Annotated in this window: 11 protein-coding genes; 5 read left to right on the top strand and 6 right to left on the bottom strand. The window is 61.0% G+C overall.

Annotated elements, in window-relative coordinates:
* Positions 1-21 precede the first annotated feature (21 nt).
* Positions 22-603 (top strand): flavin reductase family protein, encoded by a 582-nt coding sequence (locus ACODR9_RS01225; protein WP_488807181.1) that lies wholly within the window; start codon positions 22-24, stop codon positions 601-603.
* Between the two features lie 36 nt (positions 604-639).
* Here ACODR9_RS01225 and ACODR9_RS01220 read toward each other — a convergent pair whose 3' ends face one another.
* Together ACODR9_RS01220 and ACODR9_RS01215 are read right to left on the bottom strand one after the other, a co-directional pair.
* Positions 640-2,001: an aspartate aminotransferase family protein gene (locus ACODR9_RS01220; protein WP_488807180.1), complete on the bottom strand. Its 1,362-nt coding sequence runs from the start codon at positions 1,999-2,001 to the stop codon at positions 640-642.
* A gap of 48 nt (positions 2,002-2,049) precedes the next feature.
* Positions 2,050-3,387: a glutamine synthetase family protein gene (locus tag ACODR9_RS01215; protein WP_488807179.1), complete on the bottom strand. Its 1,338-nt coding sequence runs from the start codon at positions 3,385-3,387 to the stop codon at positions 2,050-2,052.
* A gap of 227 nt (positions 3,388-3,614) precedes the next feature.
* On the opposite strand from ACODR9_RS01215, the gene ACODR9_RS01210 reads away from it, so the two are divergent.
* Positions 3,615-4,262 (top strand): GntR family transcriptional regulator, encoded by a 648-nt coding sequence (locus ACODR9_RS01210; protein ID WP_488807178.1) that lies wholly within the window; start codon positions 3,615-3,617, stop codon positions 4,260-4,262.
* 64 nt (positions 4,263-4,326) lie between these two features.
* Here ACODR9_RS01210 and ACODR9_RS01205 read toward each other — a convergent pair whose 3' ends face one another.
* Positions 4,327-4,926, bottom strand: coding sequence for a TetR/AcrR family transcriptional regulator (locus ACODR9_RS01205; protein WP_488807177.1), 600 nt, complete (start codon positions 4,924-4,926; stop codon positions 4,327-4,329).
* 102 nt (positions 4,927-5,028) lie between these two features.
* On the opposite strand from ACODR9_RS01205, the gene ACODR9_RS01200 reads away from it, so the two are divergent.
* From ACODR9_RS01200 to ACODR9_RS01190, 3 genes are read left to right on the top strand one after another with little or no spacing between them, the layout of a single operon-like run.
* Entirely contained in the window at positions 5,029-6,468 is a 1,440-nt protein-coding gene (locus tag ACODR9_RS01200; protein ID WP_488807176.1) for an efflux transporter outer membrane subunit, read from the top strand.
* 38 nt (positions 6,469-6,506) lie between these two features.
* Positions 6,507-7,655: an EmrA/EmrK family multidrug efflux transporter periplasmic adaptor subunit gene (locus tag ACODR9_RS01195; protein WP_488807175.1), complete on the top strand. Its 1,149-nt coding sequence runs from the start codon at positions 6,507-6,509 to the stop codon at positions 7,653-7,655.
* Positions 7,656-7,661: 6 nt separating this feature from the next.
* On the top strand, positions 7,662-9,200 hold the full coding sequence (locus ACODR9_RS01190) for a DHA2 family efflux MFS transporter permease subunit (RefSeq protein WP_488807174.1): 1,539 nt from the start codon (positions 7,662-7,664) through the stop codon (positions 9,198-9,200).
* A 65-nt stretch (positions 9,201-9,265) separates the two neighbouring features.
* Here ACODR9_RS01190 and ACODR9_RS01185 read toward each other — a convergent pair whose 3' ends face one another.
* From ACODR9_RS01185 to ACODR9_RS01175, 3 genes are read right to left on the bottom strand one after another with little or no spacing between them, the layout of a single operon-like run.
* On the bottom strand, positions 9,266-10,636 hold the full coding sequence (locus ACODR9_RS01185; protein WP_488807173.1) for an efflux transporter outer membrane subunit: 1,371 nt from the start codon (positions 10,634-10,636) through the stop codon (positions 9,266-9,268).
* A gap of 26 nt (positions 10,637-10,662) precedes the next feature.
* Positions 10,663-12,612 (bottom strand): MacB family efflux pump subunit, encoded by a 1,950-nt coding sequence (locus tag ACODR9_RS01180; RefSeq protein WP_488807172.1) that lies wholly within the window; start codon positions 12,610-12,612, stop codon positions 10,663-10,665.
* 3 nt (positions 12,613-12,615) lie between these two features.
* A complete protein-coding gene (locus ACODR9_RS01175) occupies positions 12,616-13,830 on the bottom strand; it encodes an efflux RND transporter periplasmic adaptor subunit (RefSeq protein WP_488807171.1) in 1,215 nt (404 codons plus the stop codon).
* Between the last annotated feature and the right edge of the window lie 206 nt (positions 13,831-14,036).

The raw sequence follows: 14,036 nt of genomic DNA, 5'->3' as shown, positions 1-14,036 counted from the left end.
ATCAACCTGAAGGATTGCCCGATGCAAAAGCTTGTTGCTGTCGATCTGGCCAAAAGCTATCGCCTGCTCAACCACGGCCCCACCGTACTGGTTTCTTCCGCTCATGATGGCCAGCAAAACGTGATGGCCGCCGCCTGGGCCATGCCGCTGGATTTCGACCCGCCCAAGGTGCTGGTGGTGGTGGACAAGGCCACCCATACCCGGCAATTGATGGAGGCCTCTGGCGAATTTGTGCTGAACATCCCCTGCCGTGCCCAGGCAGAGCAGGTGTTGACGGCGGGCAGTTGCAGTGGCAAGGACGTGGACAAGTTTGCCGCCAGCGGCCTGACTGCCATGGCGGGCGACAAGGTAGCCGCACCGCATGTGGACAGCTGCATTGCTTATCTGGAATGCCGCATCATCAGCGAGCCGCACAATCAGCAGCAATATGATCTGTTCATTGGCGAAGTACTGGCCGCCAAGGCTGACCCGGATGTCTGGCACGATGGCCATTGGCAGTTTGATGGTCACGATGCCAAACGCAGCCTGCACTACATCGCCGGCGGCAACTTCTTCAGCATTGGCGAGCAGTTTAGCGTGCAGGCGTACACGCCAGCGCATTGAAGCAGGCCACCAATACGGCGGCCTGCGGGTGGTGGACTAGAGAACTTGCTGCACAAAACTGTCGAAAGCAGCCACCAGCCGTTCCACATCGGCTGCCGTGGTTTGCGGGCAAATCAGCAGCATATTGTGGAAGGGCGTGATCAACAGGCCGCGATTAAGCAGGAACAGATGAATGATGTGTTCCATGTCGCTATCCAGGATTGCGTCTGCCTCGCTGCCATTACGCGGCGGGGTGGCAGTGAACTGGAACTCGGTACGCGCCCCCACCTGCGTCACGCACCAAGACAGTTGGTGACGGGTAATCACCTTGCGCAAACCTGCTGCCAGCTGCTCGGCCAGGGCAAACATGTGGGTATAGGCCGCTTCGGTCATCACCTCGGCCAGATTGGCGCGCATGGCGGCCATGGCCAGCATATTGGCGGTCAGCGTGGTGCCGATGCCGCTGTGGCCAGGCACTGCTTCGCGCTTGGCCTGCTGCGCCCGCTCGGCCATTTCCGCCGAAAAACCATACACCGCACACGGCACGCCACCGCCCATCGGCTTGCCCAGCACCATCATGTCCGGCTGCAAGCCATGCGCACGACTATAACCACCCATGCCCGTGCTGATGGTATGGGTTTCGTCCATGATCAGCAGCGTGCCGTAGCGACGGCACAGCGCCTGCGCAGCCTCCCAGAAGTCCGGCTCCGGCAACACCATGCCGATATTAGTCATGGCAGGCTCGGCCAGCAGGCAGGCTACCTGGCCATCCTTCAGCGCTTCTTCCAGTGCGGCCAGATCGTTGAACTCCACCACGCGGGTGTACTGCTTCAAGTCATAGACCTGCCCCAGCAAGCTGGCACGCTGCACCGGCTGGCCGTCCACCAGATCAACAAACACATCGTCGATGGTGCCGTGATAGCAGCCATTGAACACCAGCAATTGCTGACGACCGGTGGCAGCCCGCGCCCAGCGCAGGGCAAAGCGGTTGGCATCGGTGGCGGTCATGGCAAATTGCCAGTACGGCAGGCCAAAGCGCCGCGCCAGTTCCTCGGCCACCCAGACCGCATCCTCTGAGGGCAACATGGTGGTGATGCCGCGTGCGGCCTGCTCGGCTATGGCTTTTGCCACCGGTGCCGGACCGTGACCAAACATGGCCCCGGTATCGCCCAGGCAAAAATCGACATACTGATTGCCATCCACATCTTCAAAACTGGCCCCTTGCGCCTGCTTTACATAGAGGGTGAAGGGGGTGGACCAGTCATCCATCCAGTGCAGCGGTACGCCAAACAGCAAGTGCTGATCGGCACGCGCCGACAGTTGCTGCGATTGCGGCCGGGCCGCAATAAAGCGCTCACGCTCGGCAGCGTGCAGTTGCAAGGCTTTGTCCCAGTTGATGCCGTGTCGTGTGCTAGTCATCCATTTCTCCTTGATCTTGTTGTGTGCGGCCAGTCAGCCCGCAGCATGTCATACGTGCAATTGCAGGTGTTCGCGTTCCCAGGCGGTAATGCCACGATTGAAGGTTTCGAATTCCTTTTCCTTCACCGCGCAAAATGCCTGCACAAACTGCTCACCCAGAATGTCGGACAACTCCGGGCAGTCCTGCATCAGTGCCACTGCGTCTTCCAGGCTGCGTGGCAGCTCAAAATCCAGATCGTAGGCACTGTCAGACATCGGCTCACTGGGGATCAGGCCCTGCACCATGCCCAGATAACCGCAGGCCAGCGTGGCTGCCATCGCCAGATAAGGGTTTACATCCACGCCAGGCACCCGGTTTTCCAGCCGCCGCGCCGCCGGGCTGGACGGCGGAATGCGGATGCCGCAGGTGCGGTTGTCATAACCCCAGCGCACATTGATGGGCGCTGCCGCATGACGACTGAGGCGGCGATAGGAGTTGACGTAAGGAGCCAGCATCGGCATCACCATGGGCAGGTATTTCTGCATGCCGGCAATGTGATGGAAGAACAAGGGGGTGGCGCTGCCATCTGCCGCCGAAAAGATATTCTCGCCGCTCTCGGCACTGACAATGCTCTGGTGGATATGCATGGCGCTGCCGGGTTCGTCTTCCATCGGCTTGGCCATGAAGGTGGCAAAAATATTGTGACGGTAAGCAGTTTCACGCACGGCACGCTTGAACAGAAATACCTGATCGGCCAGTTCCAGCGCATTACCGTGGGCAAAATTGATTTCCATCTGGCAGGCACCCACCTCGTGGATCAGCGTTTCCACATTCAGCTGGGCTTGCTGGCAGAAGGTGGACAGCTCCTGGAAGAAAGGGTCGAAATCATTGACCGCATCGATGGAAAAGGACTGCCGCCCCACCTCGGAACGCCCGGCACGGCCAGTGGGCGGACGCAAAGGCTCATGCGGGTTACTGTTCTGGCGGATCAGGTAAAATTCCATCTCCGGTGCCGTCACCGGCAGCCAGCCACGGGCGGCATACAGGGCCAGCACCTTGCGCAGTACCGCGCGCGGCGAAATACCCACCGGTTTGCCGTCGAAATCCTCGCAGTCGTGTATCACCACAGCCACCGGTTCGATGGCCCACGGCACCAGGCGGATGGAACTGGCATCCGGCACACACACCATGTCCGGATCGTTGGCACCGACAAAACGCTCGAATTCGGCAAACTCACCGTTGACGGTAATGGTAAGTACCGCCTTGGACATCTTCATGCTTTCTTCAGCCAGGAACAGATCCTTCGGCACGATCTTGCCACGTGCCACACCCGTCATATCCGGGATGACGCATTCCACCTCGTGAATGTTGTGTGCGCGAATGAATTGTTGCAAATGCTCATGCATGATTTCTCCTTTATGATCAAATTATGCAAAAAAGCCAGCATTCCAACACCGCACCAACCCGAATGAATTAAAATGCAAATACCGGAACATAAGCTGGTATCCATCATAGTAACCACAAAAATTGATGTCAATTTATGATCAAATAAATCTGCAAAAGTGAAGCATCACAGCAATACCCCTGCTATGGTATCCTTGTGGCAAACTCAAATACCGACGACTCGCCTACAATGAAGACTCCCGCCTCCTCTACCCTACAGGACGAAACCTACACCACACTGCGCCAATGGCTGTCGCTGGGCCGCTGGCTGCCGGGTGAACGTCTCAAGATCAAACAACTGGCCCAGGACATGCAGGTAGGCGAAATGCCGGTGCGCACTGCACTGCAACGCCTGGTAGCAGAAAAGGCGCTGGCCAATATTCCCAATTGCGGCGTTACCGTGCCGCAACTCAGCCGCACCCAGTTTGATGACATTCTGCAAACCCGCATGCTGCTGGAAGGCGAAGCTGCCGAAAAGGGTGCGCGCAATCTGAGCAGCGCAGACTTCAAGCTGCTGGAGGAACTGACGGCCACCATGGGCGAGGCCATTCGCCAGCATGACGTCAAGGGCTACCTGACCGCCAACGAGGACTTCCACATCACCTTGTATCGCGCATCCGGCTCGGCCATGCTGCTGGCGCTGATCGAAAGCGTGTGGCTGCACGTCGGCCCCATCTCCAACCAGCTGCATCAGGACGCGCACGTATGGAGCATCATGAACGACTGCCATGAGGACATGATGCGCGCCCTGCAACGCAAGGATCCGTCCGCCGTGCGCCGCGCCATTGAGCGCGATCTGTTCAATGCCGGGCAGTACCTGAAAACCCTGTGTAGCTAAGCGCACACCACAGGACATGAAAAACCGGGCTCATGCCCGGTTTTTTGTTTTACCCGCAAGACAGCTACAGCGCATACCAGGCCATGAAGACCGCCACGCCCCGCGCCACCCGCTCACCCAACTGGGCCAAATCCTCTTCACTCACCACGCCAACCAGAAAAGTCTGCTGATATTCCGCCTGCATCAGGGATAACAAATGCATGGCAGCAATCCAGCCATCCGCCTGGCGCAGGCGACCAGCCTGCATTTCCGCCTCCAGATAAGCGGCTACCTTGTTCCAGCCCTGGCGCGGGCCCGCTTCATAAAACTGCTGGGCCGCCCCCGCACGCACCAACTCACCGGCAATGATGCCGCGCATGGCCATCAGGTCCGGCCCCAGAATCACCTGCAGGTAGTTTTCCCCAAATGCCTGCAAAGCCGCCGCAATATCCCCGCCCGGCACCAGCCGGGCATAAGCATGCGACATGCGTTCTTCAGCCAGCATTTTCATCACGCTCAGGAACAACTCCTCCTTGGATTTGAAATAACCGTACAAAGTGGCCTTCGAGCCCCCCACGCGGCTGCAGATTTCCGCCATGGAGGTTGCCTCATAACCACGCTGCAGGAATAACTCCGCAGCCGTTGCCACCATCGCCTGACGGCGCTCTTCACTTTTTGTTCGCATTTTTGCTCCAAACTGTACCGAACTGTACGGTTTTACTTGACGGCATCGTTATTGCTCATTATAACCGTACCGTACAGTACAGTTAAAGGCTCTGTCAAAATAATGAACACCCAATCAAGCATGCACCCAAGGCGCACTCTGCTACAACTGACCCTGCTAGGCAGCCTGCTGCTGGCCGGTTGTGCCAGCGTGCCAGACCTGGGCCCGTCAGCCAGCAGCAAGACCATGCAGGACATGGCCAGCCAACAAACCCTCACTCCCGGCAACGCCGACTGGATGAGCCAGAACTGGTGGCAAAGCTATCAGGATGGACAGCTGGACGCCATCATGCAGGAAGCGCTGGCCAATTCGCCAGACCTGGCCGCCGCCCAAGCGCGGCTGGCCAAGGCGGCGGGCCAGGCCGAGCAGACGGGTGCCGACGATCTGCCCAGCCTGGACTTGAACACCTCGGTGACCAAGATGAAGCAAAGCTATAACAACGGCTTTCCCGTGGCCTTCGTGCCGCATGGCTACAACAATTCAGCCAAGGTGGAGCTGGATTTCAGCTATGAATTCGACTTCTGGGGCAAGAACCGCGCCGCCATCGCCGCCGCCAGTTCGGAGCTGGCCGCCGCCCAGGCAGAAGCAGCGCAAAGCCGCCTGACCCTGACCAGCTCCATTGCCGCCGCCTATGCCGAACTGGCCCGTCTGTTTGCCGAGCAGGATGCCGCAGAACAAGCCCTGACGGTCCGCCAAAACAGCACGGCGTTGCTGCAGCAGCGCTTTGACAATGGCCTGGAAACGCTGGGCAGCTTACGCCAGGCACAATCCCGCAGCGCCGCCGCCAGTGCCGATCTGAGCGCTGCCCGCCAGGCCATTACCCAGCAAAAGCTGAGTATTGCCGCCCTGATGGGAGCCGGCCCGGACCGCGCCCAGAACATGCGCCGCCCGGCCACCAGCCTGCTGCATCCGCAAGGCCTGCCCGCCACTCTGCAGGCCGACCTGCTGGGCCGCCGCCCCGACCTGGCGGCCGCCCGTCTGCGTGCCGAAGCTGCGGCCAGCCGTATCAAGGTGGCGCGCGCGGCCTTCTACCCCAATGTCAATCTGTCGGCCTACCTGGGCGTGCAATCGCTGGGACTGAGCTATCTAACCAAGAGCGGCTCCGACATCGGCGGCATTGGCCCGGCCATTTCGCTGCCAATTTTCCGTGGCGGCGCACTGCAGGGCAGCTACCGCGTAGCCAGCGCCGAATACGACGCCGCCGTCGCCAGCTACAACCAGACCCTCACCCAGGCGCTGCATGACGTGGCCGACGTAATGGCCCAGGAAAAGGAACTTAGCCCGCAGCTGGAACAGCGCCGCCTGGCATTGAAAACCGCCGAGGAATCCTACCAGGTGATGCAGAACCGCTATCAGGGCGGCCTGGCCAGCTATCTGGACGTACTGAACGCAGAAGATAACGTCATCAGCACCCGCCGCAGCGCAGCCAGTCTGGAAACCCGGCTGTTCCTGCTTGACGTCAACCTGATCAAGGCACTGGGCGGCGGTTATCAGCAAGCCTGAGCCAGCCCATCCGAATAAGCACATTGCAGAGAACCATCATGAGCGAAAACATCCAAGCCCTCCCCGCCTCCGACGCCCCGCACAGCGACAGCCTGCGCCTGGCAAAACGCAAGAAACTGTTTGCCCTGCTGGGCGGTGTCCTTGCCCTTAGCGCGCTGGCCGCCGGCGGCTACTGGACACTGGTGGCATCCCACCATGTCAGCACCGACAATGCCTATGTTGCCGTTGAAATGGCCCAGATCACCCCGGAAGTGGGCGGCACCATCCGGCAGGTGATGGCCGTAGACACCCAGAGCGTAAAACGCGGCGACATCCTGGCCCGGCTGGACGACAGCGACGCCAAGTTGAATCTGGCCCAGGCCGAGGCCGAACTGGCGCGAGCCGAACGCCGTGTGCAAGGCTATCTGGCCAGTGACGAGGGTCTGCAGGCACAGATTCAGGCCCGCATTGCCGACCAGGCACGCAGCAATGCGCAGCTGGCCTCCGCCCGGGCCGACCTGCAACGCGCCGAGCTTGATCTGCATCGCCGCCAGGCCCTGGCCAAGAGCGGTTCGGTATCCGGCGAGGAACTGAGCAATGCGCAAAACGTGTTCAGCACCGCCAGCGCCAGCCTGGTCGCCGCCGAAGCCGCTGCCAAGCAGGCCGAAGCCAATGCCCGCGCTGCACAAGGTTCGCTCAAGGCCAATCAGACCCTCACCGTCAACACCACGGTGGACACCAACCCGGAAGTGGCACTGGCCCGCGCCAAACGGGACCAGGCCCGGCTGGATCTGGATCGCACCGTCATCCGCGCCCCGGTGGATGGCGTGGTGGCCAAGCGCCAGGCCCAAACCGGCCAGCGCGTACAGGCAGGCACCCAGCTGATGTCGGTGGTACCGCTGCAGCAGGCGCACGTGGATGCCAACTTCAAGGAAGTACAGCTGGACAAGGTGCGTATCGGCCAGCCAGCCACCCTGACAGCCGACCTGTACGGCAGCCGCGTCACCTACCACGGCAAGGTGGCCGGTCTGTCTGGCGGCTCCGGCGCGGCCTTTGCCACCATCCCGGCGCAAAACGCCACCGGCAACTGGATCAAGGTGGTGCAGCGCCTGCCGGTACGCATTGCCCTGGACCCGGCTGAATTGCGCGCTCATCCGCTGCAAGTAGGCCTGTCGATGGAAGTCACCATCGATACAGCCAGCGAGTAAGCCAGCATGACTGACAGCCAAACCCTCGCTTCACCCAAGCCACTGGAAGGCAGCACGCTGTGGCTGGCCGCCCTGGTACTGGCCGCCGCCAACTTTGTGGCGGTACTGGACACCACCATTGCCAACGTATCGGTGCCCAATATCGCTGGCGGCCTGGCGGTATCCTCCAGTCAGGGTACTTATGTCATTACGTCTTATGCCGTGGCTGAGGCCATTACCGTGCCGCTCACCGGCTGGCTGGCCGCGCGGCTTGGCACAGTACGGCTATTCATCGGCTCCATGGTGCTGTTTGGCCTGTTTTCCCTGCTGTGCGGCATGGCCGGTTCGCTGGAAACGCTGGTGTTGTTCCGCGTACTGCAAGGCCTGGCGGGCGGCCCGCTGATGCCAATGTCGCAAACCCTGCTGCTGCGGATTTTCCCCAAGGAAAAAACAGGCGCGGCCATTGGCCTGTGGAGCATGACCACGCTGATTGCGCCCATCATGGGGCCGATTCTGGGCGGCATATTGTGTGACCAGGTGAGCTGGCCGTGGATTTTCTGGATCAACGTCCCCATCACCATGCTGTGTGGCTATGTCGGCTGGCAGCTGCTGAAAAGCCAGGAAAGTCTGCGCGAGAAAATCCGCATGGATGCCGTCGGCCTGGGCCTGCTGGTGGTGTGGGTGGCGGCGCTGCAGATCATGCTGGATGAAGGCAAGAACCTGGACTGGTTCAACTCGGCTGAAATCATTGCTCTGGCGGTGACCGCTGCCATCGGCTTTGCTGCCTTCCTGATCTGGGAAATGACCGAGAAGAACCCGGTGGTCAACCTGCGGGTATTCCGTCACCGTGGCTACTGGGCCAGCGTGCTCACCATCTCACTGGCCTTCGGCTCCTTCTTTGGTGCCACGGTGCTGACGCCGCAATGGCTGCAAAGCTATATGGGCTACACCGCCACCGAAGCAGGCCACGCCACCGCGATGAGCGGCATTCTGGCAGTGCTGGTGGCCCCGCTGGTGGCGCAGCTGTCTACCCGCGTTGACCCACGGCCCTTGGTGTTCATGGGGGTGATGTGGCTGGGCGGCGTTACCTTGTACCGCAGCTTTTCCACCACTGATATGGGTTTCTGGCAGGTGGCCTTGCCGCTGCTGTTCCAGGGCGTGGGCATGCCCTTCTTCTTTGTGCCGCTCACCGGCCTGGCCATGGCCAGCGTGGAGCCGGAGGAAATGGCCTCGGCCGCAGGCTTGATGAGCTTCATGCGCACGCTGTCCGGTGCGTTTGCCACCTCGCTGGTAACCACCGCCTGGGAAGACAAGGCCAGTTACAACCATGCCGACCTGGTGGGCAGCATCGACCCCGGTGGCGACACCCTGCGCAGCCTGCAGGCCAGCGGCATGAGCCTGGATGCAGCCAGCAACCAGCTCAACCAGCTGTTGCAGTCGCAAAGCATCATGCTGTCCACCAACCAGATTTTCTGGCTGACCGGCCTGTCGTTTGTGGTGGCCGCCTGCGCCATCTGGCTGGCTCCGCGCCCCACCCGTGTGGCGGATACCAGTCAGGCGCATTGATCATCCGTAGTTCAGCAAAAAGCCCGGTGCATGCACCGGGCTTTGTATTTTCAATACCGTGGCGCTTACTGCACGCCGACGTCGCCACCCAAGGCCTGATACAGCGTCACCTGATTCACCAGCCGGTTGTAACGGTTTTCCAGCAGGCTTACCTCGGCTGTACGGCGCGTTTCTTGCGCATCCAGCCAGTCTTTCAATGGTGCCGCACCGGCCTGATAGCGCAGTTGGTATAGATGCTCTGCCCGCAGCGCCAGCAAGGCAGACTGGGTCAGCCGTTCGCCCTGTTGCCGGTACTGGCTGCCGGCGGACAAGGCATTGTCCACGTCAGCCAGGGCGGAATATAAAGTCTGGCGGAAATTCACCACCGCCAATTGGTAATCAGCCGCGCTGATGCTGTTGTTCAGCTTCATCTGCCGCCATTGCAAAAATGGCAGGGTAACGCCTGCCCCCAGCGTGGCCAGCGGATTGCTAAGCACCTGCGCCAGCCGGGTACTGCTGCTGCCCAGGCTGCCGGTCAGGGAAAAATCGGGATAGTACGAGGCACGGGTGGCATCGCCAGTTGCCAGTGTTTCGCGCAGGCGCAGTTCGGCAGCGCGCAAATCCGGCCGACGGCCAAGCAAGGACACCGGCAAACCGGCAGGCACATCCGGCAGATCGGTCACGGGCAGGCGGTCACGCAAGGCGATATCGCCCTTGGGCGGGCCATCCAGCAATATCGCCAGCGCGTTCTGCGTCTCGGCCAGTTGCTGCTGGTAGTCATGCAGGCTGGCTTGCTGGCTGGCCAGGCTTTGCCGCACGGTCAGCACGTCCAGCTCGGCTGCGGCACCGGCTTGTTGCTTGGCCAATACAAGTCGCAAGGCTTGCTGCTGGTAATCCACACTGGACTGGCCCAAGGCCAGGCGCTGGCGTAGCCAGGCTTGCTTCCAGTACAGCTTGATGGTGCTGCCAATCAGGCTGAGACGGCTGCTTTGCATATCCTGCACCGTGGCACGGGCTTCCCAGGCCTTGGCATCGCGCTGATGGGCCAGCTTGCCCCATAAGTCCAGCTCGTAACTGACGGACAGCGTGGCAGCGTGGCTCTGGCTGTTGACGGCAGCGCCACCCAGCCGCTGGCTGGCGGAGCTGGACAGGCTGAAGGACGGCGTGGGTGCCAGGTCGGTCTCAGCCAGATCGGCTTGCAGCATGGCCTGCCGCACCTTGATGGCAGCGGCGGCCAGGTCGTTATTGCGTGCCAGCACTTGCGCGATCAGCGCGTTGAGTTCGGCATCGCCAAACTGTTGCCACCAGTCAGCAGCGGTTACGGAATTGGCCGTCTGCGGGCCAGCCTGCCATTGCGCGGGCAAAGCCAGCGCCGGTGTCTGGTATGGCGTGGCGGTGATGCTGGCACAGCCTGCGAGCAACAGGCAGGCCAGCAAGATGGGGTTGGATACTTTCATTCTGTCATTCTGTTCTGAAGCGGTACTCATTCACGGGACAAGGCCACCACCGGATCCAGCCGCGCGGCATTGCGTGCCGGCAAATAGCCAAACAGCACGCCCACCAGGGTGGAACAGGCAAAGGCCGCCACAATGGACGTGGCCGAATACACCATGGTGAAGCTGGCAAGCTTGGCCACCAGTACGCCCAGGCCCAGCGACAAGGCCACGCCCAGCGCACCGCCCAGCAGGCATACCAGCACGGCCTCGATCAAAAACTGCTGCATGATGTCGCGCTGGCGCGCCCCCACCGCCATGCACACGCCGATTTCGCGGGTACGCTCGCTAACCGAGACCAGCATGATGTTCATCACGCCAATGCCGCCCACCAACAGCGAAATCACCGCAATCAGCGATACCAGCAGTGTCATGGTGGCGGTGGTGCTGGCAATGGTCTGGCGGATGCTGTCGGTATTCATCACAAAAAAGTCCTGCGTGCCGTGACGGCGGATCATCAAGGCCACCAGGCTTTGTTCGGCAGCGTCGGTAGATACGTTGTCGCTCACCCGCACAGTGACGGCTTTGAGGTAGTCCTGACCCAGCATGCGGTACATCACCGTACTGTAGGGCAGCCACAGATTGAGGTTTTCGTCGGTGCCGAAAGCGCTTTTCTGGGTTTGCGTCACCGCCACCACCCGGCAGGGCAGCTTGCCCAGCAGGATCACCTTGCCGATAGGGTCGTCGCCATCGGCAAACAAGGCCTTGCGGCTGTTTTCGTCTATCACCACCTGCTGTGCCTGCTGGCTGACCGCGACGGCATCAAAGGCCCGGCCCTGCGCCATGGACACCCCGCGCACACGGAAATACTGCTCACCCACGCCCTTTACCTGTGCCGTGACCGCCACATTGCGGTAGCGCAGGGTGACGCTGTCGCTGACTTCGGGGGTGACGCTGTCGACAAAGGGCTGTTCGGCCAGCACTGTGGCATCGCGCGGGGTGAGCGTGTGAATGGCATCGGCCTTGCGGTCGCCAAAATGCTTGCCGGGATAAATATTGATGGTATTGGTGCCCAGCGAACTGATGTCGCTGAGAATGCGCTGACTGGATCCGGTACCCAGCGCCACCACCGACACCACCGAGGCAATGCCGATGATGATGCCCAGCATGGTCAGCGCCGAGCGCAGCCGGTGTGCCATCAACGCGCGCCAGGCCATGCCGAAGGCCTCGGCAAATTGCTCGCGCAGCAGGCGCCAACCGGTGGCCTGCTGGCTGACTTTGGCTTCAGGCAGTGTAGTGGCAGGAGATATGGCGTTTCGGCGGGTATCGGCCACCAGCTTGCCATCGCCGATTTCGATGATGCGGTCGGCGTGCTCGGCCACCTTGCTGTCGTGCGTCACCAGAATGATGGTGTGGCCTTCGGCATGCAGCGCGCGCAGGATGGCCATCACCTGCTGGCCGCTGCTGCTGTCCAGTGCGCCGGTGGGTTCGTCGGCCAGAATCACCTTGCCGCCATTCATCAGCGCACGGGCAATGCTAACCCGCTGCTGCTGGCCGCCGGACAACTGGCCCGGCTTGTGTCCGGCACGGTCGGCGAGGCCCAGCCTTGCCAGCAGGCTGGCGGCGCGCGCACTGCGCTCGGGGGCCGGGCTGCCAGCATAAACGGCAGGTAGTTCGACGTTTTGCAGCGCATCCAGCTCGCCCAGCAAATGGTAGCGCTGGAAGATGAAACCGAAATGCTCGCGCCGCAGCTGTGCCAGTTGATCGGGCGACATGTCCGCCACCGCCTGCCCGGCCACGCGATAGCTGCCGCGTGTGGGCGCATCCAGGCAGCCCAGAATATTCATTAGCGTGGATTTACCAGAACCGGACGCCCCGATGATGGCCACCATCTCGCCAGCCTGAATCTGCAGATTGATGTTATCCAGTACCGTGACCGTGTCCTCGCCCGAGGCAAACTCACGACATACGCCGGACAACTCCAGCAAGGGAGTGCTCATTATTTACATCCCCATCGGCGGCGGGCCGTTGTGGCTGCTGCTGGCGGCGGCACTGGCTTCACCCACAATCACTTGCTCGCCCGCGCGCAGACCGGACAACACCTGGGCATGCACATTATTGTTCAGGCCAATTTTCACCATACGCGGCTGCACGCTGCCATCCGCCAGCAATACCCGTACCGCATAGCGGCCATCCTTGCCACGCACACCCAGCGCATTGGCTGGAATCGCCAGCGCACCCCTTACCTGACTCAGCACCACGGCAACTTGCGCCGTCATGTTGATGCGCAGCTTGTGGCCCGGATTGGCCAGGTCAAACAGACCGTAGTAATAAATGGCGGTCGAGGACGAACTGCTGGAACTGGAGCTGGTAGACGTGCTGCTGGTACTGGTGCTGTCGCTGGAATCGCTATACGACTGCGGTGCCGGGTCAATCGCGCGCAAGCGCGCCTGATAGCGCCGGTCCGGCTCGCCCAGAATAGTGAAGTACACCGGCAGGCCGGGTTTCACCCGCACCACATCGCCTTCTGATATTTCTGCTTTCACTGTCACCGTGTCCAGCTGCGCCAGCTTGACCATGGTGGGGGTGGACTGGCTGGCATTCACCGTCTGCCCCTCCTCTACCGGCAAGGCCACCACCACGCCGTCAATCGGAGCCAGAATGCGGGTGTAACCTAGATTGAGCTGGGCGGTTTTCAGGCTGATGCGCGCCTGCTGCAATTGCGCCTGCAACTGCTCGGCATCCGCGTTTGCACCATCCAGCGTGGCTTTGGCACTGTCGTAGCTTTCCTGCGAAGTGGCTTGCTGGCCCAGCATTTGCTGCTGGCGGGCAAAATCCTGCCGCGCCTTCAGCAAGGCCGCCAGTTTGGATTTGAGCTGGGACTGATAGCTGCTGACCGAGGCTTGGGCATCTTCCAGCGAATTTTCCTGGGTGCGCGGGTCGATTTCTGCCAGTAAATCGCCTTTTTTCACACTCTGGCCCAAGGCTACCTTGAGTGACTTCACCTGGCCGGACACCTGGGCGCCAACGCTCACTTCGCGCAGCGCCTTGATGGTACCGGTGGCCAGTACGGTGTCTTCCAGATCCATATTGCTGACCGTGGCGGTCAGGTAGTGATTTACAGGCGGGCGGGGGTACAGCAGATAGGCGGCAACAAGCAGCAGCAAGCCGATCAGCACCAGCAAGCTGCGACGATGCGAAACGAAAAAACGAGGCATGAAGGGACAAGTTAACTTTTTGTTTTGATACCGAAGTATCCGGCTTTACCCCCGCCATCGCGGTTAATGCACTGTAAATTGATGTTAATTTCGGTAAGCACTGCTTCAGAGCCAAACAGCCGGTTTCCGACAGCATTTTTGGCAAAACCCGCACTACAGGGTAAAGTATGCCGCACTCATGCCAGCCGCTTCCTGTTGCACAACAG

It is taken from the genome of Aquitalea sp. FG25 (assembly GCF_057809375.1).
The sequence above is the reverse complement of the archived record's forward strand: the minus strand, read 5'-3'. Positions and strand labels throughout refer to the sequence as shown.

Bases quoted from the DNA above. Each gene is read 5' to 3' on its own strand.
- ACODR9_RS01190 (WP_488807174.1), top strand. From the start codon at position 7,662: ATGACTGACAGCCAAACCCTCGCTTCACCCAAGCCACTGGAAGGCAGC.
- ACODR9_RS01180 (WP_488807172.1), bottom strand. From the start codon at position 12,612: ATGAGCACTCCCTTGCTGGAGTTGTCCGGCGTATGTCGTGAGTTTGCC.
- ACODR9_RS01195 (WP_488807175.1), top strand. From the start codon at position 6,507: ATGAGCGAAAACATCCAAGCCCTCCCCGCCTCCGACGCCCCGCACAGC.
- ACODR9_RS01215 (WP_488807179.1), bottom strand. From the start codon at position 3,387: ATGCATGAGCATTTGCAACAATTCATTCGCGCACACAACATTCACGAG.
- ACODR9_RS01225 (WP_488807181.1), top strand. From the start codon at position 22: ATGCAAAAGCTTGTTGCTGTCGATCTGGCCAAAAGCTATCGCCTGCTC.
- ACODR9_RS01220 (WP_488807180.1), bottom strand. From the start codon at position 2,001: ATGACTAGCACACGACACGGCATCAACTGGGACAAAGCCTTGCAACTG.
- ACODR9_RS01200 (WP_488807176.1), top strand. From the start codon at position 5,029: ATGAACACCCAATCAAGCATGCACCCAAGGCGCACTCTGCTACAACTG.
- ACODR9_RS01185 (WP_488807173.1), bottom strand. From the start codon at position 10,636: ATGAAAGTATCCAACCCCATCTTGCTGGCCTGCCTGTTGCTCGCAGGC.
- ACODR9_RS01175 (WP_488807171.1), bottom strand. From the start codon at position 13,830: ATGCCTCGTTTTTTCGTTTCGCATCGTCGCAGCTTGCTGGTGCTGATC.
- ACODR9_RS01210 (WP_488807178.1), top strand. From the start codon at position 3,615: ATGAAGACTCCCGCCTCCTCTACCCTACAGGACGAAACCTACACCACA.
- ACODR9_RS01205 (WP_488807177.1), bottom strand. From the start codon at position 4,926: ATGCGAACAAAAAGTGAAGAGCGCCGTCAGGCGATGGTGGCAACGGCT.